This is a genomic window from Pelobacter seleniigenes DSM 18267 (assembly GCF_000711225.1).
Lineage (GTDB): Bacteria > Desulfobacterota > Desulfuromonadia > Desulfuromonadales > Geopsychrobacteraceae > Seleniibacterium > Seleniibacterium seleniigenes.
The window spans coordinates 101615-121022 of record NZ_JOMG01000001.1 but is presented as its reverse complement, the minus strand read 5'-3'; the positions used below and the strand labels follow the sequence as shown (position 1 = coordinate 121022).

The following is a 19408-nucleotide window of genomic DNA, read 5'->3' as shown; positions in this document are numbered from 1 at the left end:
AATCAATTCAATAAGGCAGGAAAAAGTATCTTTTCCTGCCTTATTGGCAGCCAGCTTCAGGGGAAATACTTTTTCAATGACTCGTTGGGGTTCAGCGCACCAGGATCGCTTCGACCTCCGGCACCAGGGCCTGTCCCAGGGCCAAATGTCCTCCCGCATCGATATGAACCCCATCAACACTGCTGGTGACGATGACGGTTCCGGAGTCAAAGAAAAAGCAGCTTAGTTCGCGACTTAACGCAGCGAATTTATCCGCCAGGCCGAGGCATTTTTTCTCGGCATCAATGAATTTATCCTGCATCGGCCCAGTTGGGCGAAGGATCGGCGGCGGGGCAACCAGAAGGATCGGCGGAACCGGCATCCCCGGCTCGATCGGTGCGGTACGGATGGCCTGGATGACCGCAGCTATTCCCTGGGTCGCCTGGGTAGCGAAATTGTTGTGTACCGCCTGAAAATCGTTGGTCCCGAGCATAAGAATAACCAGATCCAGGGGTGAATGGACTTCTAATAGTTGTGGCAGCCCCTGCAGCCCATTGCGGCCCGCTTTAAAGGGGTCGTCCCAGACCGTACGTCTACCGTTCAGACAATTTTCAATAACCCTGACCTTGTTCCCTCCCTTGTTCAAGGCTGTTTCCAGCACCCCGGGCCAGCGTTTTTCGAAGGTGAGCCTTTGTCTGGTTCCGGGAATGATTCCCCAGCTCAGCGAATCTCCATAAACCAGGATCTGTTTCATGACTTTGATCCTTTCTCGCGGCGGGCCTGGCCGAACAGGACGGCTTTGCTGGCCTCGTCGACGGTTGCTTCGGTATTGGTCTGTTCCGCTTTTGCATAAGCGCGCTGGACTGCCGGCCGCTGCTGGATGTTGAGGAACCAACGTTGCAGGTTCGGTGAATCGGCAAGGTTCTGCCCCTGTTTCTCATGTGGCACAATCCAGGGGTAAATGGCCATATCGGCAATGGAATAGTCTCCGGCGACATAGTCATGTTTTGCCAGCTGCTCGTCCAGAACCCCATAGAGTCGGTCCGTTTCTTTTTGATAGCGTTCAATGGCGTAAGGAATCGGCTGTGGAGCGTATTGGCTGAAATGATGATTCTGCCCCAGCATCGGTCCCAGTCCTCCCATCTGCCACATCAGCCATTGCAGAACTTCGGTTTTTGCGCGAACCTCTGTGGGCATGAATTGTCCTGTCTTTTCCGCCAGGTATAGCAATATGGCGCCGGATTCGAAAACTGACAGCGGTTTTTTTTCATTGAGCGGAGCATGGTCGACAATAGCCGGGATTTTGTTGTTCGGACTGATTTTCAGGAACTCATCAGTAAATTGTTGGCCTTTTCTGATGTCAATGGGAATGATGTTGTAAGGCAGACCTGTTTCCTCTAGGAAAATAGTAATTTTGTGACCGTTCGGAGTGGTCCAATAGTATAAGTCAATCATCTTTGCTCCTGTAGCGACCGGGTTATAAGTGTTGTCATTATAACAAAAAGCCCGTCATGACGTCAGTTGTACCCCCTTGCCCCTGTTGTTGGTTGCTGTATTTCTGCTAAGTTTAAAGTAACTCTGCTGCTGAAACCGGATTGCGAGGTTGTGATTATCTGAAGGGGACTTAAGGGATGGTGGAACCGACGCTGCGGGATATTATCGATATTGATGATCTCCGGGGAATGATGTGCTTTTTCCACGAAGCTGTCGGGCTGTCGGTCGGAATCCTGGATGCTGATAATCATTGGTTGATTTCCCTGGGCTGGCAGGACATTTGTACTGAGTTTCATCGCGGTCGCCAGGAAACCAGAAGCAAGTGCCTGCTTTGTGAAGCAAGAATCCAGGAGTACCTGACCGATAAAGAGTATTTAAGCTACCCCTGTCCCAATGGTCTTATGGAAACCGCAATTCCGATTCTGCTTAATGCGCAGCCCATCGGTTATTTTTTCCTTGGTCAGTTTCTCCATGAACAGCCGGATGTGGATTTTTTCCGTCGCCAGGCAATTGCCAACGGGTTCAATGTCGCCAGCTATCTGGCTGCAGTGGACCGGGTTCCAGTGGTTTCCCGGCAACGGATCGATGACCTCATGCGGTTTTTTATCCGTTTCTTTGGGCTATTGACCCGGATTGGAGCTGAAAATCAACAACGCCGGCTGGCCGAGTTGGAAACTCAGGAAGCAAAAGAGCAGTTGGAGGTCAGGGTCCACGAACGGACCCGCGAGTTGAACGATGCTTTGCTGGAAGTTGGCGATCTGGCTGCACAATTGAGTGAGACTCTCCAGCAGGTTGAGCATCTGGCCGTGACCGACATTCTGACCGATACCTACAACCGGCGCAAATTCGACGAGGCGATCCGTTACGAGCAGCAGCGCACCCGGGAAGGACATCAACCGTTCTCTTTGATCATGTACGATATCGATTATTTCAAGAAGGTCAATGACCGCTTCGGCCACAGTTGCGGAGACTTGGTCTTGAAGCGACTATGTCGTCTGATTCGAGGCCTGGTTCGTCAGGGCGATCTGCTGATTCGCTGGGGAGGGGAGGAGTTTTTCATCCTTTTACCGGGCACCCTGCTGAACGAAGCTGGACAATTGGCTGAACGTATCCGCCAGGAAGTGGCTGCGGAAGTCTTTCCGCAGGCGGGCAGCATCACCATCAGTCTCGGGGTGGCGCAATTGCGTGACGGGGACAGTATCGATTCGCTGTTGAAGAGGGTTGACGATGCCCTGTATCAGGCCAAGCAGAACGGCCGCAATCAGGTCTTTCTGGGCTCAGAGCTGCTGGCAACCGGGACCTGTTGATTCCAAAGTCCTTTTGCGGGTTGCCGGCAAACACAAGGACTTTGTCAGCTGTCTGTTTTTGCTTCCGGTTGCGTGACCTGGACAGGAATCGGGGCCTCGACAAAAAGGGATCTGGTCGGATAGGCAAAAACGATGCCTTTTTCCGCAAACTGGCGGACCAGGGCCAGGTTGATCGCCTGTTGGGTATTCATGTAGATGTTGTAGTCGCTGGAATTCAGGTAGTAAACAACCTCGAAATCGAGGGACGAATCACCGAATTTGGCAAAATGAGCACGATCAAAACGCGTTGCCTCCAGGTTTTCGATAATTGCCCGGATCATACCGGGTATCTCTTCCAACTGGTCTGCTGTGGTCTGATAAATCACCCCGAAAGAAAAAACGACCCGCCGTTCCTGCATCCGTTTGTAATTGCGCACCCTTGAACTGAGCAGGTCACTGTTCGAGAAAATGATCTGTTCCCCTCCCAAACTGCGAATTCGTGTGGTTTTCAGGCCGATATTTTCAACCGAGCCAAGATAGTCGTTAACGATAATGAAATCACCGATTTCAAATGGTTTGTCGACGATGATCGACAGGCTGGCAAACAGGTCGCCCAGGATGTTCTGGGTTGCCAGGGCGACAGCAACACCGCCCACACCGAGGCCTGCGACCAGCGCAGTGACATCAATCCCCAGGTTGTCAAGGGTCAGCAGCATAATCACCGACCAGATCACCAATTTGCTGAGAAAGGAAACCGCCGACAGGCTGGTCGCTGCGGCCGCATTTTTTTCCAGTGCTCGACGGCGGGAATGCTGGGTCAATTCGTTGGCGATTGCCGTCAGCCAGATCCCGGCTTGTAAAAAGAAGGCAACCGTAGCCAGGGCTTTCAGAGTGTGCGTCGCCCCTTTCGGCAACTCCAACCAGCCGGAGGCGAACAGGAGTAGCGGAAAAAACAGGATCCAAAGGTGGGTTTTACGCAACGCGCAGACAAACGCATCATCCAAAAAGATGCTGGTTTTTTGTGCAAAAGAGTCCAGCCGGGTAATGACTACCCATTTAATGATCAGGGTCAAAATAATTCCTGCCGCCAGAACCCCCAGGGCGATAAGCCAGTCGGTCAGGTGGTTTCCCAGCAACAGGGCGCTGATCTGTTCTTGAACCTGTTCTGCAGAAATATCCATATGGGAACAATTCCTTTATTTACAACTGTTAGGGCCACTTGGCCGGACCCGTAGGGGGGCTCTAAGCAGTGCTCAACCGCTGACTCCCCGGAGCATTTTCAATAGAATAACCGGGGCGCCAGCGGGAAAATAGAAACTCTAAGTGGGAAATAGAGGTGTTTTATTCGCTGCCGGCCGGTTTCTCTTTATAGGGAACCAGCAGAATCTGAATCCGCCGATTCTGAGCCCGTCCCTCCGGGGTTTCGTTATCGGCGACCGGTCGATACTGGCTGTAGCCCGATGCAACCAGGCGATCTCCGGGCAGGCCGACCACGTCCTGCAGAAAATGTACGACACTTGTGGCACGGGCGGTCGACAGTTCCCAGTTGGTCGGATACTTTTCCTTAAGTCTGCTGCTTATCTGGACATTGTCGGTATGACCTTCGATCTGCAGCGCTTTATCCGGAAATTTGTTCAGGACATCCCCCAGACTTTTAAGAACCTTTTTTCCTTCAGGCTTAATGGAGGTTTCACCGGAATCGAAAAGAATCTGATTCAGCAGATTGACGGAAAGCTGTCCTTCCAGGTTGGAGATGGTCAATTCGCCACGTTTGATTTCCTGCTCCAGGGCTCCAACCAACTGGTCGTAAGTGTTTTTCACCTTTGCCAGACGCGCTTCACGGGCGATTTTCTCTTTTTCCAGGGCGCGGTTCAGATCCTGAATAGTTGCCAGCAGGCTGTCATTGGTCTGCTGCATGTCATCCAGCTGCTGACGCATCGCCTCGATTTTTTGTTGGCGTTGGGTCAGGTTGTCTTCCTGTCGTTCCTGGGCAGCGCCTGCTGCAAGTAAATCGCGTTGCAGCTTGGAGTTCTGTTTGAGAACATCGACCAAGCGGGCATTAAGAGCGGAAAGATCGTCCTGCAGCTGCGTTTTCTCGTCGCGCAATGTCTGGTTGGCGGCCTTCAGATCGCCAACATCCTGAGTCAGCAGGTCGGCCTCGTTGACTTTTTGCTGATAGGTATTTTTACTGACGCAGCCTGTCAGGAGCAGGATGAGGCCGAGCAGACTGATAAGATAAACTCTTTTCACTTTAACTCCTTCTGCAACAATGATTTTAAGGTTATTTCCAAGTCTAAAAATTTAACACAAGTTGTGGAAATGTAAAGGGGATTTACCCATAAACCAAGGGGTGATTTCGGTTGCGGGAGCCCGGTCCGATATGCTATAGATTGAACTCACTTATCCGGTTCCGCCCCCTGTTTCCGGGGCTTTGCTCTCTTGGAGATTAGTCTGCATGCAGTTTGAAGTTGAGCGTATCGTGCGCACTTCCCTCAAGGAAGATATCGGTCTTGGTGATATCACCACTTCTGTCACGATTGCGCCTGAGACAACCGCGCGCGCCGAACTGGTGGCCAAAGAGGATTTTATTCTTGCCGGCCTTGAGGTCGCTGCCGAGGTCTTCAGAATGCTCGATGCGGATGTCTCCTTCGAGCCGTTGCGCGGTGATGGGAGTCCGGTTAAAAAGGGGGAGGTTATCGCCTGGCTGAAAGGGCGGGCGGCGATTCTGCTGCAAGGAGAGCGGGTCGCTCTGAATCTGCTCCAGCGCATGAGCGGGATCGCCACGGTAACGGCGGCCTATGTCGCTGAAGTCGCCGGTACCAAAGCCGTGATTGTCGATACCCGCAAAACCGTTCCTGGACTGCGAGCTCTGGATAAATACGCCGTACGGATGGGGGGCGGCCGCAATCACCGGATCGGTTTGTTTGACGGTGTCCTGATCAAGGAAAATCATATTGCCGCCGCCGGCGGCATTGGCGTAGCCGTTGAACGGGCCAGGCAGCAGTTGCCCCATACTCTGAAGATCGAAGTTGAGACCCCTTCGCTGGCTGCGGTGGAAGAGGCTCTGGCTGCGCGTGCCGATATTATTATGCTGGACAATATGTCCTGCGCGGAAATGCGGCAGGCTGTTGAATTGATTGCCGGACGGGCCCTGGTCGAAGCATCCGGCGGGGTCAATCTGGATACGGTCAAGGAGATTGCGGCCACCGGGGTTGATATCATTTCTGTCGGCGCGTTGACCCATTCGGTCAAAGCTGCCGATATTTCCATGCTGTTTGAGTGAATGGAGCGCCATTGACCTCCCGCGATCGAATTCTGAATTTTTTTCGCCAACACCCCGGGCAATTCGTCTCGGGGCAGGATATCAGTGACCAGCTGAACATCTCCCGGGCTGCCGTCTGGAAACAGGTTAAATCCTTGCGGGAGATCGGGTTTCACATCGAATCCAAGCACTCGGCCGGCTATCGCCTGGTCGACACCCCCGATCTTCTGCTTGCTGCAGATCTTAAGCAGAATCTGGATATCCGTCTGATCGGTCGTTCCATCCTGACCTTTAAAGAGATCGATTCAACCAATACCCGTGCCCGCCAGCTTGGTCATGACGGCGCCGAAGAAGGGACCGTGGTCATTGCCGATCGGCAACTGTCAGGGCGTGGCCGGATGGGGCGCAGCTGGGTCTCGCCAGCCGGGGTCAACCTCTACTGCTCCATTCTTTTGCGTCCGCAGATTCCTGTTCAACAGGCTCCCCAACTGACTTTTCTGTCGGCGGTCAGCGTTGCCGAAACCCTGCACGAGTTTTGCGGTTTGTCTGCCGGGGTCAAATGGCCCAATGATGTTCTGGTCAACGGTTTTAAAATCGCCGGACTGCTCAACGAGATGGATGCCGAAACCGAATTGATCCGTTTTGTGGTTCTGGGAATGGGGATCAACCTGAATATTTCCGCAGAGCAGTTGCCCGAACGGCAGCTTTATCCGGCCACCTCGGTTGCCTTACTGACCGGCCAGCCCGTTGATCGACTGGGCTTTGCCCGCGCGTTGCTGCAACGCCTGGATGGCTATTATCAGGAATTCCTGGAGCAGGGGTTCGCTCCGATTCGGAAACGCTGGGAAGCCCTGTGCGGAATTCTTAATCAGCGGGTCCGGGTTGAGCAGGGAACCATGACGCTGGAAGGGACCGTGGTTGGTCTCGACAGCGACGGGGCGTTGCGGGTCCAGAGCGAGGACGGCAACATTCAACGTATACTTACCGGCGATATCAGGCCGCTTTGACACATTTAGAAGGACAAGGAATTTATGCTGCTGGTCATTGACGTCGGCAACAGCAATACGGTGCTGGGAATTTACCAAGGGCAGGATCTGAAACAAAACTGGCGGGTTGGTACCGACAAGTACCGGACCGTTGATGAGTACGCCATGCTCATCAACGATTTGTTTCAATTGGCCGGACTGCGTTTCGACGACCTCGACGACGTGATCGTTTCAACTGTTGTCCCGCCGATGTTGAATACGGTTGAAGGACTGTGCCAGCGCTATTTTCACCTTTCGCCTTACGTGGTCGGCCCGGGCATGAAGACCGGTATGCCGATTCAGTATGACAACCCGCGGGAAGTCGGTGCTGATCGCATTGTCAATGCGGTTGCGGCTTATGAAAAGAACAAGTGTCCGTTGATCGTAGTGGATTTCGGCACCGCAACCACCTTCGACGTGATTTCCCCTACCGGTACCTATATGGGCGGCGCAATTGCCCCCGGGATAGGGATTTCGGCGGAAGCTTTGTTCGAAAGGGCCAGTAAATTGCCACGGGTGGAATTTACCCGGCCGACGCAGATCATTGCCAAGAATACCGTCAACAGTATGCAGGCCGGGATCTTCTTCGGCTATGTCGGGCTGGTCGAAGGGATTGTCAGCCGGATGAAAGCAGAGCTGAAGCAGACTCCTAAAATCATCGCTACCGGCGGCCTTGCCGCTCCGATTGCTGCGGCAACCTCCTGTATTGATCAGGTGGAGCCGTTTTTAACCCTGGAAGGATTACGCATCCTCTACGAAAGGAATCAAGACTGATAAAAACTGGTTGTTGTCACCTCATACCCTGTTATTTAACGCCTGAAGGCGTTGATGGAATGGAGGGCTGTCACCGCGGAACTCCGTAGCAGGCTTATCTGAAAAGGAGCTATTCATGGGTAAGTACGACACATCAAAATTGAGAAATCTTGGCATTGTCGCGCACAATAGTGCCGGCAAGACTTCCCTGGTTGAAGCAATTCTGTTCAACACCGGCATGAATGATAAGCTGGGCAAGGTTGATAACGGAACGTCTTCAATGGATTTTGAAGAAGAAGAGATCAAGCGCAAGTCAACTCTCAGTGCCAGTTTGAATCACTGTGTCTGGAACGATTACAGCCTGCATATTGTCGATACTCCCGGCGTCAGCAATTTTCTGCATGATACCCGCCGCTGCCTGAGGGTGCTGGGCGGGGCCGTGGTGATTGTGTCCGCGATTTCCGGGACCAAGGCCCAGACCAAGCAAATCTGGTCGTGGTGCGACGAGTTCGAGGTCCCCAGAATTGCTTTTGTCAACAAGATGGATCGTGAGCGTGCCGATTTCCTCAAAGCTGTTGACGACATGGAAAAGTCACTTGGGGCCAGGGCCGTGGTGGTGACCATGCCGATCGGCGCCGAAGAGAGCTTCAAGGGGATCGTCGACCTGGTCAAAATGAAAGCGCGACTGTTCCAGTTCGATGAGAAGGGGACCTATCAGGAGAGCGACATCCCGGCGGATATGCTGGCCGAAGCCGAACGACTGCGTGAACAATTACTGGAAGCTGTCGCCGAATCCGACGATGAGCTGATGGAAAAATACCTGGAAGGGGAAACCCTCTCAGATGATGAGATCCTGCAAGGCCTGCGCGAAGGCACCCTGACCGGGGTGTTTACTCCGGTGTTCTGTGGCAGCGCGACCGCCAATATCGGCATCCGGCAGTTGCTCGATTATATCGTGATTTGTCTGCCCTCGCCGATCGACAAGGGGACCCAGGTCGGAGTCAAACCCGGCACTGAGGAGCCGGTTGAGCGGCAGCCCAGTGAAGATGAGCCGTTCTCGGCCATGGTCTTCAAAACCATCAATGATCCCTATGCCGGTAAGTTGACCCTGCTGCGCGTCTATTCCGGGACTCTTGCCCCGGATACGGTGGTATTCAACCCCAACAAGGATGAGAAAGAGCGGATCAGCAATATTTTCCAACTGGAGGGGAAAAAACAGGTCGCCATCAACCTGGCCGCAGCCGGAGACATTATTGCGGTGCCGAAATTAAAGGTCACCGCTACCGGTGATACCTTGTGCGATCTGAAGCAGCAGGTGATGTATGAACCGCTGATTCCTTTGAAACCGATCATTTCCTTCGCCCTGGAAGGCAAGGCGAAAGGGGATGAGGATAAAATCTATACCGGGTTGCAGCGTCTGATGGAGGAAGATCCTACCCTGACGGTGACCCGCGACGAAGAAACCAAGGAAATGGTTTTATCCGGGATGGGGCAGATTCACCTTGAGGTAGCGGTTGAACGGTTGAAGCGGAAGTATGGGGCGGACGTGATTTTGAAGGAGCCCAAAGTTCCTTATCGCGAGACCATCAAAGCTTCGGCACAAGTCCAGGGCAAGTATAAAAAACAGTCCGGGGGACGCGGCCAGTATGGCGATGTCTGGATCGAGGTTAAACCGTTGCCCCGTGGCTCGGGTTACGAGTTTGTTGACAAGGTTGTCGGTGGTGTTGTGCCGAGAAACTATATTCCGGCGGTCGATAAAGGAATTCAGGAAGCGATGAAATTCGGGCCGTTGACCAAAAACCAGGTGGTCGATGTCCAGGTTGCCCTGTACGATGGTTCTCATCACTCCGTCGACTCATCGGAGATGGCTTTCAAAGTCGCCGGGTCCATGGCTTTCAAAAAAGCTATGGAACTGTGCAAACCGGTTCTGCTTGAACCGATCATGACCATGGAAATTACCGTGCCTGATGATTGCATGGGGGATGTCATCGGTGATCTTAACTCGCGCCGGGGAAAGGTTGTCGGCGTCGAACCGCAGGCCAACAGCCAGGTTATCCGGGCGGAAGTGCCCATGGCCGAGGTGCTGCGCTATGCCCCTGAACTCAGATCCATGACCTCGGACCGGGGGATGTTTACCATGGAGTTCAGTAAATATGAGGAGGTGCCGACGCACCAGACAGCCAGGATTCTGGAGGATCTGGCGCAACCCGCCTGATGCAGATTCCAAAGGGCACCGCAGCGGGTGCCCTTTGGTTTTTCAGGCAAGATGGGGGCAGGATGGCAGCGTTAGCGAGCAGTGGAGTATTTTGATGGAAGACTCAGGACAGGAATCGCCTCTTAGTGAGCAAACCACGGCTCGGCAGAGGGCTGTTGTCCCCGGACAGACGCCTGCGTCCCGGACCGCGGGAGAGAAGGCCTTTGATGAACTGGTTGAACGTGAAATCAGAGCCGTTGAATTGAAGAAGTCAAGCACGGCCCAGTACTTTGTCATTGCTGCGGTGTTTGTGATTGCAATCTGTGGCGGATTTTACCTGTTCGAGCTTTCTTCTTCAACCCCGCAACCCACCCACCCAGTACCCCAAGAAATATCATCGAGCCCGAGAATCCCCATTCCAAAACGGCCGCCTGTGCAGGCTCCCGCTGCTGCCAGTCGCGCTGAAGCCAAACCTGCTGCGACCCCGTCCGTTGTGCCGGTGGACAGTCAGGTTCCGGCTGTTGCTGCAGAGGCTGCTCCGTCCGTGGTGTCGGTTGGTTACGCGATCGAGGCCGGTCCTTTTATTACCGATTCGGTATTAGCCAAGGGGCAGGAAACTTTCAATGCTCATGCCATCACTTTCCATGCCCGCCCAGGGGATGGTCCGGTTGCCATGGTTCGCCTGTTGGAAGGGATTTATCCGGAGGGGAAAGCCCGCCAGCGGCTGGCAGAGATAAAGCGGCAGGTGGATTCGGCTTTTGTGCTGCCGCAGCAAGGCCATCTGGCGGTTTATGTGGGGTCCTTTTTTAACAGAGAGCGGGCGCACGCATTGCAGGATCACTTGACGAAAGCCGGAATCGCAGTTAAATGGGTGGATACGGAGCTGGTTATGCACGGAACAATTCTGCGGGCCGATGGTCTGAATGAAGCGACCGCCCAACTGCTCCGTGATCAGTTCAGGACCGACCATATTCATGCGCAGATCATTGCAAAGGGACAACAGGATTGAACGGCCAGCAGGATAAGGAAAAAATTCGCATAAAAATCCCGGCAGAAGTCGCCAAAATCATGAGCAAGTGGGGGGGGCACCAGGTGCGTCTGGCGGCCGCCAGAGGGGCTCTGCCCATGTCCGGACCAAACTTGGTCATGGTTCTGTTCGTCTTTTATCACGGTGAAAACGAAGAGCTTAAAAATGAAGCTCTGAATACGCTAAGCACTCTGCCGGCAAAAATTCTTTTGGCCGCTCTGGTTCAGAGGGAGCTTCACCCGGCGATCATCGATCTGATTGTGCGGCTGCGTTATCACGATCCGGTTGTCATGCAGGATGCCGTGACCCATCCCATGATCGGGATTAAGACCCTGCTGTTCCTGGCTGAACACAGCTCCGGTGATGTTCTTGATATGCTGGTCCATAACGATGAAGCCTTGCGTAAGACCGATAGTCTCAGAGTTGCGATTATCAACAATCCCAGAGCAGACAAAGCCACCAAAATACGCCTGGGCTGGAAGGAACCGGTCGATAAAAGCGTTGCCGATGCAAAAGATTCTGCGTCGAAGGTCGATGAGCTGCCAGCAGAAGACGGCAGCGATGAGATCAACGAAGAAGAGCTAGACGAAGAGACTCTGACCAAATATCAACAATTACAGGAGATGGCGGTCGCTGAAAAAATCAAGATGGCGTTGACCGGTGATAAGGAGTGGCGCACTCTGTTGATTCGGGAGCCGAATAAACTGGTCAGTTCGGCCGTCTTGAAAAACCCTCGTATTACCGAAGGGGAGGTCCTCGCGGTGGCCAAAAACCGCAGTTCCTCTGAGGAGTTGATCCGAATTATCCTGTTGAACAGGGAGTGGATCAAGATATACGATATGAAAAAAGCCTTGGTTTATCATCCGCGGACGCCGTTACAGCAGGCGGTACGCTTTATGGGCTTTCTTTCCGAACGTGACATCAGAGACCTTGCCAAAAGCAAGAATGTCACCCAGGTTATTGTCAACAATGCCAGACGAATGCTGATGAGTAAAAAAAAGTCCTGATCGCCTTTGTCGGACCAGGCAGGTTGAAATCTGAATTTTTCCCAGTAACGCCCGTTTTTCAGAGCAAAGAGGCTTTATGGAGCAGATGCATTATACAATAGGGGTGCTGACCTTGTCGGATAAGGGAGCCAGCGGAGACCGCATTGATGAAAGCGGGCCGTTGTTGGGCGAACTTGCCGCCGGCCTGGGGGACATTGTTCGGTACCAGATAGTGGCGGACGATGAAGAGAAGATCTCCCTGCTGTTGAAAAGCTGGGTGGATGATTTGAATTTAAACCTGATTCTAACCACCGGCGGAACCGGATTGAGTCCCCGGGATGTGACTCCCCAGGCGACGACCGCGATCCTTGATTATCAGATTCCTGGGATGGCCGAAGCCATGCGCCGGGTCAGTATGGAAAAAACCCCCCATGGGATGCTGTCAAGGGCAGTGGTCGGAGTCCGGAAGAGGAGCCTGATTATCAATTTGCCGGGAAGTCCGAAAGGGGTTCGGGAAAATTTTACAGTTGTGTTGCCGGCATTGCCCCACGCTCTTGCCAAGCTCAACGGGGACTCCGCCGACTGTGCTGAAGTGGTGGTCTGAGCGCGTTTACTGCAATAATCCACCGCAGTGCTCTTTGCAACGGCTGTTGGCATGAGGATGTTATCCCACGCATCATGGGGATAACTCTTCCCGTCATCTGTGGGTGAAACTTAACAGACCTGTTAACTGTTTAATAGTAAGCCGAAAAAAGACCTGTCGAATGGTGATGTGTACTGTTGATAAGCCTTGGCGGGCTGTTTCGGAGCCTTGGAAAAAACCGCTTTTTCCACTGTGGAAGATGCCGACTGTCAGCCCCATGTTGGGCTGTTCACAGCAACTGTGGATAGCGTTGTGAAAAACTGTCGAATCATCTGCGATTCTTCCCACAGGGCTGTCACTTGTCCTCTTTGCATAAAAAATAGGCAAAAAAAAGAGAGTGATTTTAGGCAGAAAAAGCGTCTTAAAGGGCTTTTTTTCTTGACAGAAAATTTTGATTTTCGGGCTCTGCGAAGAGGAAATTCCGACCTTGTCTCACTACCGAACGTGACCTTGCGCAGCGCAGCAAGAGCCACCGCAGTGATCATGGGAGGGGCTGAAAGTATTTACAGGAGCAGATGGTAAAATGTCTGTGCTCTGAATTTTCTCCTCATTTTTTTAGGAATAATTGTCATGCGAATAACCCCATTAACTGAACTGACCGCGCGTCATAAAAGACTCCAGCAATACTTGCTGGAAAATGACCTGGCAGCTGCAGTGCTGGTTCAAAATAGTGACCTGTTTTATTTCACCGGTTCGATTCAGCGCGGCGTGTTTTTTCTGCCGGCTGAAGGAGAACCGCTCTATCTGGTTGTTAAAGATCATGCCCGCGCGCGGATGGAGAGCGGCTTGCAGCATGTTCTTAACCTGACCGGATTTAAGGCTCTGCCCGGAATCCTGGCAGAGCATGGACTGCGCGATTTTACGACCCTTGGAATGGAACTTGATGTTCTTCCCGTCCAGCTGTTCCAACGTTACCAGCAGCTGTTTCCCTCCGCCGAGATCAGGAATATTTCGCCTCTGGTCAGGCAGGTACGGGCAATAAAGAGTCCGTATGAGATAGAAATTATGAAGGATTGTGCGCTGCTGGCGGAAAAGACCTTTGAATATGCCAAGACGATCATCAGGGAGGGGAAGACGGATCTGGAGGTCGCAGCCGAGTTGGAGTGCTTTGCGCGTAAAGAAGGGCATCAGGGGATTATCCGTTTTCGCAGCTTCAACGCGGAGATCTATTTCGGCCATGTCTTCTCCGGCAGTGATGGCGCCGTTCCGACCTATCTGGATGCTCCCCTTGGCGGACTCGGTGTCAATCCTGCCGTCGGACAAGGGGCGAGCTATAAAAAAATTGTCGCCGGGGAGCCGATCATTCTTGATTACATCATTGCTTATGACGGCTATCTGGTTGATCAGACCCGAACTCTCTCCATAGGTCCGTTACCCGAGCCATTACAAAAAGCCTATCGGGATATGTTGTCGATTCAGGAAAAGCTGTACAGCATTGCCCGACCCGGTGTTGCCTGGAGTGATCTTTATCATCAGTGTCGACAGCTGGCGGATGACCTTGGCTATCGTGATCACTTTATGGGGACCAAGGGAGCCCAGGTGGCATTTCTGGGGCATGGCATTGGTATCGAAGTCGATGAGTATCCTTTTATCGCTGCGGGCTTCGACGAGGAGCTACTGGAAGAGGGGATGACCTTTGCTTTTGAGCCGAAAGCCGTCTTTGCCGGGCTGGGGGCCGTTGGGGTGGAAAATACCTGGCGGGTTGGCGCAACCGGCCTGAAGCGGTTGACTTATGCCGCTGAAGACCTGTGGCAGCTTTAGCTGGTTGTTGATAAAGTGCCGGCGGATTTTTCGCACCTCAGGAGGTTGTCCGAAAATGTGAGGCGCGAAAAGAGTCTCTTTATTCTTCCAGTGGGCTAGTTCAAAACTATGGACTTTCAGTCCCGTCAAAACCCATGCACATTCAGTGCATAGTGATTTATTTTGTAACGAGCCGTAATGCTTTTCTGGTCCGGGCCAACAGGCGGATGGGATTAATCGGCTTGGCAATAAAATCGTCAAATCCCATATCCAGCAACCTGGCCTCATCTTCGGCCCCGGTTCGGGCCGCTAAAGCGATAACCGGTATGCGGCCAAGGTCTTGGTTGGCGCGCATGGATTTATAGAGTTGAACACCATCCATGCGAGGCATGGCAATTTCAGTGATGACCAGATCGGGTAACAGTTGACTTGCAATGGACAGCCCCTCAGCGCCATTTTTGGCCTTGTACACCAGGTAGCCTTCTTTTTTCAGGGCAGCTTCGGCAGCGTTGAGGACAATATCCTGATTGTCGACCAATAAAATGTTGACCGCCTGTTCGCCAGCCTGCTCTTTAATCTCTTTCAGATAGTGTTTCTTGATCGCTGCTTTGATTTCCGCAGAAGTGGCAACGCAGGGGGAAATACGCATGCCGAGCTTAAAAGACAGATCGTTCTGCAGCGCCATGTCCAGCGGGTTGGACATGGCAAGGTAAAGGGTCTTGTTGTCGATCTTCAGGGGGAAGATCATATGGGACAAGGCAAAATCGGCGTCAACTTTGTTGAGCACGTCCAAAGGGAACTTGTATTGAGCGAATTTTTTGACATAGGTAAAACCGAACTGAGTGGACAGAGCCTGGGCGATATCTTCTTCAAGAATGACGTCCATATCTTCCAGAATCTGCCCGATAGGCTGCTTGGTGCCTTTTTGTCTCAATAATGCTTTATTCAGATCCTGTTCTGAGATGACTTTGTTTTCAATCAGGATTTCTCCCATTTTTTTTCTGGGCATAATGTCCTCACCACCACTACAGCGGACGTTCGAGTTTATACGGTCCGCTTTTTTGACTTATTATTAAAGCCGATATAACACATTAAAAAAGCCCTTTTGTCAATGGCGAAACAGTAAAACTTATTGACAATTCAGGTAATTTGGTGACTTCACCTTGATCAGGAAAGGGTCTTTTTGCAAAGTTTCTTTAGCAGATTTCAGGCTTTATAGATGACTCATTAGGTGATGTTTTGGGGTTGAACTTTTTTTCTGTGTCTGCCTGCAGGCCGAGATCAGGGGCAGGCAAGGCAAGTATTAAGCTGGCTGAGAATATCAACAGCGCTGCCGGGGAAACTGAAATGGGGACCTGCAATCTGTGCTTCGCGAGGATTGATCCTGATCACCCTGGTGCCGGGACGATGGCCGAGGCGTTGGCTCAGGTTGCGGATGGTGGGGATTGCCGATCCGGCTCCAAGTTCAATCACGACCGTTGAGGCTGCTTCAGTGTGCTGTAGGAAATTCTCAAAACGGGTTTCTTGCCCGGCTTCCCGTTGCGGCAGCCAGGAATAATCGCCGAACATCAAAATGTTTGGTCGGGCAACCCGGTTGCAATGCGGACAGCGCGGTATTTCGGTTGAGCGCATAGTTGCTTCATTGATGTCGAATTGCGCGTTGTTCGGCCAGATGCTGGAACAGCAGGGGATCGTGCATTGGAGGTAGTGGATGGAACCATGCACTTCCAGGATATGATCATCATTGAATCCAGCCTTTTGAAACTGGCCGTCCACATTTGACGTGACAATGAAATAATCCAGGTTCCTGGCGGTGATCCAATTCCGAAGAGTGGTGAAGCCCTGATGAGGGGTGGTGTTGCGATAAAGGTTGGTACGGTGCCCGTAAAAACCCCAGCCGAAATGGGGATCGGTCTCGAAGTGTTCCGGGTTTGCCGCCTGAATGAAGCTCAGTCCCAAGCGCTCATACCTGGGGTAGGCATTCCAGAACCCCTGATTACCGCGAAAATCGGGCAACCCCGAGTCAACCCCCATGCCTGCCCCGGCCGTGATGACCAGAGCCGAGGCATTGCGAATGGCGGCTGCCGCAGCGGTCAGGTTGTCGGTTGTTGTCATGGACCAACCCTCAACGAGAAGGATAATATAGCGACGGAGACCCCGACCGCCTTCAGAATTGCATCGAAAGCAACATCTCTGTGGGCCACTCAAAGTTTGCGGAAAAGGAGGCGGCCGTTGAAGAACGGACTAAGCTTATGTCATTCACTATGGGACAGCAAGTACCACTATTGGAACGGAGTCTCTTTGTGAATACATGTCATCCTTCCTGACCAAAAAAGTCAATTACAAAAAATCCAATGAGGTTTCGTTCCAACTGATAGCGTCTTCACTATGGGGTCGAGGCCCTGACAAAAAATAATTATCCGACCTATTTTCAGAATCTTCCGAAACTTTCCCGAAAATACTCTACGTTCAAAAATCTATACGACTGCCACAGGCGACTCTTTCTAATCGGAAAAATATCACGTCATTTATTGTCATTTAAGCCTAGGTAGATCTCATAAGCAGACCGCGCTGTCATTAACGACAAAATCGAAAAAAAAGACAATAACCTCAATACCGTCAGTATGTTGTCTACTTTTTAGAACGGGATTATATGTCGTAACACAACTGAGTTGGTAACAAAAATTGTGCTTCATCATGATGATCTATGCAGCGAATCAAGTCGGTGGCAGAAACGGAGTTAGTGAGAATGCATGAGTTTTTGACAATACCAGCAGTATTTATGCGTGGTGGGACCAGTAAGGGCCTCTATCTTTTGGCTGAGGATCTGCCAAATGACCTCACTGCAAGAGACCAAGCCATACTGGATATCTATGGAAGCCCTGATATGCGCCAGATTAACGGTATCGGCGGTGCAGATCCTTTGACCAGCAAGGTTGCAATACTGTCTTATTCAAAACGGAAAGGAGTTGATATTGACTATACTTTTGGGTATGTCGGCATCAAAGAAGCTGTTGTTGATTACGAAGGCAATTGCGGCAACATTTCTGCCGGCGTCGGTGTCTATGCCATCCTGAAAGGAATGGTTAAGGTCACTGAGCCGTTAACGAATGTCGTGATCTACAACACAAACACCAAAAAAATAATTGAAGCACAGGTCCCGGTTGTTGATGGCGAAGTTATCTTTGAAGGGGATTATGCGATATCCGGAGTCCCTGGCACCGGTTCTAAAATTTTTCTAAACTTTCCCAACTCAGCCGGCTCGAAAACCGGCAAGCTGCTTCCCACCGGGAATGTCCGCGACAAATTGACTCTGCGCGATGGCCGTGTCGTTGAAGTAAGCCTTGTTGATGCTGCAAATCCCGCTGTTTTTGTTAAGGCTGAAGCAATTGGCCTTACTGGCACGGAATTGCCGTCAGATTGTGAAACGAATCCACAAATTCTTGAAGACCTGGAAGATATCCGCACGAGTGCAGCTGTTCTGATGGGTTTGGCGCAAAGTAAGTGCGAGGTAGGACCTGCTGTGCCAAAGGTTGCATTTGTCGCTTCATCTCAGAATTACCAATCAAGTGAAAGTAAAACAATAAATGCCGACGCCGTTGACCTCCTTGGGCGGACTAAAGCTATGGCTGAACTCCACAAGACATATGCCGTCACCGGAGGGATTTGCCTCGCAACTGCTGCCTTGATTGAGGGGACGGTTGTTAATGAAGTTTGCAGTTCCCTGGCGCAATTGTGTGGCGAGGTCAGGATCGGGCATCCGTCCGGTGTGTTAGAGGTTTTTGTAGATTTGAGAAAATCGACAGACGGCCAATTGGAGTTGCTCAGGGCCGGAGTTTGCCGAACAGTAAAGCCGATAATGGATGGCAATGTTTATGTTTCTCGCAAGTTTTACCCCCAGGCGATGTGAGACGGGAAAACAGTAAATCTTGCAAGCATAAATACATGAATGAACGTTCAACCACCAACTGGAGACAAAGGAGATTCCTGAAGATGAAAAAACTGATTGTGGCAGTAATGATCACGGCTTTAATCCCAATGTTGACAACAAGTGCTTTTGCCCTGAACTATCCAAAAAGGCCGGTTGAGCTCGTTATTCCTTTCGGCACCGGAGGGGCGAGTGATATGTTCGCACGTCAATACGCAGAGATAGCCGGAAAGTACCTGGGCAAGCCTCTGGTTGCTATCAACAAGGGAGGGGCCGGGACCATTGAAGGGATGTTGTATACATATGGTGCTCCCGCTGACGGATATACCATTATGGAAATTACTCCTTCACTGTTGATCAAGGAGGCACAGAATAAAAGCTCGGTCAAATTCCGCAGTGAATTTGATCCGATCATCAAGGTTCAAGCTGATGTGGTGCTGTTTGGGGTGTCGGCGAAAAGTAACTTGAAAAGCATTGATGATCTGATTGCTTATGCAAAAGCGAATCCTAAGCAGCTGAAAATTGGTGGTCTTTCCCCGGGCGGATTGGATAACTATATTGCAAATGGGTTTGCAAAAGCAGCAGGGATTGAATGGACCTATGTCCCTTATAAGTCAGGGTCCGAGCTTAAGGCTGCTGTGCTTGGTGGAGAGCTTGACGTGTATCAGGACAAACTTATTTCCTTCATGAGTTTGGCTGCAAGTGGGGATGTGCGTCCATTGCTGGTTCTTAGTGAAAAACGACTCGCTGTTGATCAATTAAAAGACGTCCCCTGTTCCGAGGAAAAGGGTATCGATTTTATTCAGGGTTCCTGGCGCGGCTTTGTCGTTAAAAAAGGAACACCCGAGAAGATAAAGAATATCATTATTGATGCCTTCCAGAAAGCTTATGACGATCCTGCTTACAAGGCTATGGAAGCCCGCGAAATGACGAACCTGGTGCCGGGCTATCTGAATGCTGCTGATTTCGGCAAGTCCTGGGATCGCGAATTTAAGGAATATGTCAGTATTTTTAAAGAAATGGGTCTTGTTAAGCAGTAATTATTCAAGATGTGCCGCCGAATCGATCTGTCCACGCAGGTCGATTCGGCT

General features: G+C 51.6%; 17 protein-coding genes. 11 read left to right on the top strand and 6 right to left on the bottom strand.

Features of this window, described 5'->3' with window-relative positions; translation table 11 throughout:
- Positions 1–91: 91 nt before the first annotated feature.
- Positions 92–733, bottom strand: a complete 642-nt coding sequence (locus tag N909_RS0100555; RefSeq protein WP_029909801.1) for an SGNH/GDSL hydrolase family protein — start codon at positions 731–733, stop codon at positions 92–94.
- A complete protein-coding gene (locus N909_RS0100550) occupies positions 730–1434 on the bottom strand; it encodes a glutathione S-transferase N-terminal domain-containing protein (protein WP_029909798.1) in 705 nt (234 codons plus the stop codon). Before N909_RS0100550 ends, N909_RS0100555 begins: the two co-directional genes overlap by 4 nt.
- A 176-nt stretch (positions 1435–1610) precedes the next feature.
- Between N909_RS0100550 and N909_RS24230 the strand changes: the two genes are divergently transcribed.
- Positions 1611–2780, top strand: coding sequence for a diguanylate cyclase (locus N909_RS24230; RefSeq protein WP_051689407.1), 1170 nt, complete (start codon positions 1611–1613; stop codon positions 2778–2780).
- Positions 2781–2824: 44 nt separating this feature from the next.
- Here the strand turns inward: N909_RS24230 and N909_RS0100540 are convergent, their stop codons facing one another.
- Both N909_RS0100540 and N909_RS24225 read right to left on the bottom strand, forming a co-directional pair.
- Positions 2825–3940 (bottom strand): mechanosensitive ion channel family protein, encoded by a 1116-nt coding sequence (locus N909_RS0100540; protein ID WP_029909781.1) that lies wholly within the window; start codon positions 3938–3940, stop codon positions 2825–2827.
- Between the two features lie 160 nt (positions 3941–4100).
- Positions 4101–5009 carry an OmpA/MotB family protein gene (locus N909_RS24225; RefSeq protein ID WP_051689406.1) on the bottom strand — a complete coding sequence of 303 codons (909 nt, stop codon included), beginning with the start codon at positions 5007–5009 and terminating at the stop codon, positions 4101–4103.
- Positions 5010–5214: 205 nt separating this feature from the next.
- Between N909_RS24225 and nadC the strand changes: the two genes are divergently transcribed.
- The 8 genes from nadC to N909_RS0100490 all read left to right on the top strand — a co-directional run bounded on the left by nadC (position 5215) and on the right by N909_RS0100490 (position 14410).
- Positions 5215–6042 carry a carboxylating nicotinate-nucleotide diphosphorylase gene (gene nadC / locus N909_RS0100530; protein WP_029909775.1) on the top strand — a complete coding sequence of 276 codons (828 nt, stop codon included), beginning with the start codon at positions 5215–5217 and terminating at the stop codon, positions 6040–6042.
- A gap of 11 nt (positions 6043–6053) precedes the next feature.
- On the top strand, positions 6054–7028 hold the full coding sequence (locus N909_RS0100525; protein ID WP_029909772.1) for a biotin--[acetyl-CoA-carboxylase] ligase: 975 nt from the start codon (positions 6054–6056) through the stop codon (positions 7026–7028).
- Positions 7029–7052: 24 nt separating this feature from the next.
- Positions 7053–7820 carry a type III pantothenate kinase gene (locus tag N909_RS0100520; RefSeq protein ID WP_029909770.1) on the top strand — a complete coding sequence of 256 codons (768 nt, stop codon included), beginning with the start codon at positions 7053–7055 and terminating at the stop codon, positions 7818–7820.
- A gap of 115 nt (positions 7821–7935) precedes the next feature.
- Positions 7936–10014, top strand: a complete 2079-nt coding sequence (gene fusA, locus N909_RS0100515) for an elongation factor G (protein ID WP_029909766.1) — start codon at positions 7936–7938, stop codon at positions 10012–10014.
- Between the two features lie 94 nt (positions 10015–10108).
- The gene (locus tag N909_RS0100505; protein WP_029909751.1) at positions 10109–11002 is read left to right on the top strand and encodes a hypothetical protein; all 894 of its coding nucleotides are present in this window, start codon (positions 10109–10111) and stop codon (positions 11000–11002) included.
- A complete protein-coding gene (locus N909_RS24220) occupies positions 10999–12027 on the top strand; it encodes a hypothetical protein (protein WP_051689405.1) in 1029 nt (342 codons plus the stop codon). Before N909_RS0100505 ends, N909_RS24220 begins: the two co-directional genes overlap by 4 nt.
- 76 nt (positions 12028–12103) lie before the next feature.
- Positions 12104–12610 (top strand): MogA/MoaB family molybdenum cofactor biosynthesis protein, encoded by a 507-nt coding sequence (locus N909_RS0100495; protein WP_029909746.1) that lies wholly within the window; start codon positions 12104–12106, stop codon positions 12608–12610.
- A gap of 609 nt (positions 12611–13219) precedes the next feature.
- On the top strand, positions 13220–14410 hold the full coding sequence (locus N909_RS0100490) for a M24 family metallopeptidase (RefSeq protein WP_029909743.1): 1191 nt from the start codon (positions 13220–13222) through the stop codon (positions 14408–14410).
- Positions 14411–14567: 157 nt separating this feature from the next.
- Here the strand turns inward: N909_RS0100490 and N909_RS0100485 are convergent, their stop codons facing one another.
- Both N909_RS0100485 and N909_RS0100480 read right to left on the bottom strand, forming a co-directional pair.
- Positions 14568–15398, bottom strand: a complete 831-nt coding sequence (locus N909_RS0100485; RefSeq protein WP_029909740.1) for a response regulator — start codon at positions 15396–15398, stop codon at positions 14568–14570.
- Positions 15399–15670: 272 nt separating this feature from the next.
- Positions 15671–16504 carry an SIR2 family NAD-dependent protein deacylase gene (locus N909_RS0100480; RefSeq protein ID WP_029909737.1) on the bottom strand — a complete coding sequence of 278 codons (834 nt, stop codon included), beginning with the start codon at positions 16502–16504 and terminating at the stop codon, positions 15671–15673.
- Between the two features lie 634 nt (positions 16505–17138).
- Here N909_RS0100480 and N909_RS0100475 point away from each other — a divergent pair.
- Positions 17139–18299 carry a 2-methylaconitate cis-trans isomerase PrpF family protein gene (locus N909_RS0100475; protein ID WP_029909734.1) on the top strand — a complete coding sequence of 387 codons (1161 nt, stop codon included), beginning with the start codon at positions 17139–17141 and terminating at the stop codon, positions 18297–18299.
- 83 nt (positions 18300–18382) lie between these two features.
- Positions 18383–19357, top strand: a complete 975-nt coding sequence (locus N909_RS0100470; protein WP_029909733.1) for a Bug family tripartite tricarboxylate transporter substrate binding protein — start codon at positions 18383–18385, stop codon at positions 19355–19357.
- The last annotated feature ends 51 nt before the right edge of the window (positions 19358–19408 follow it).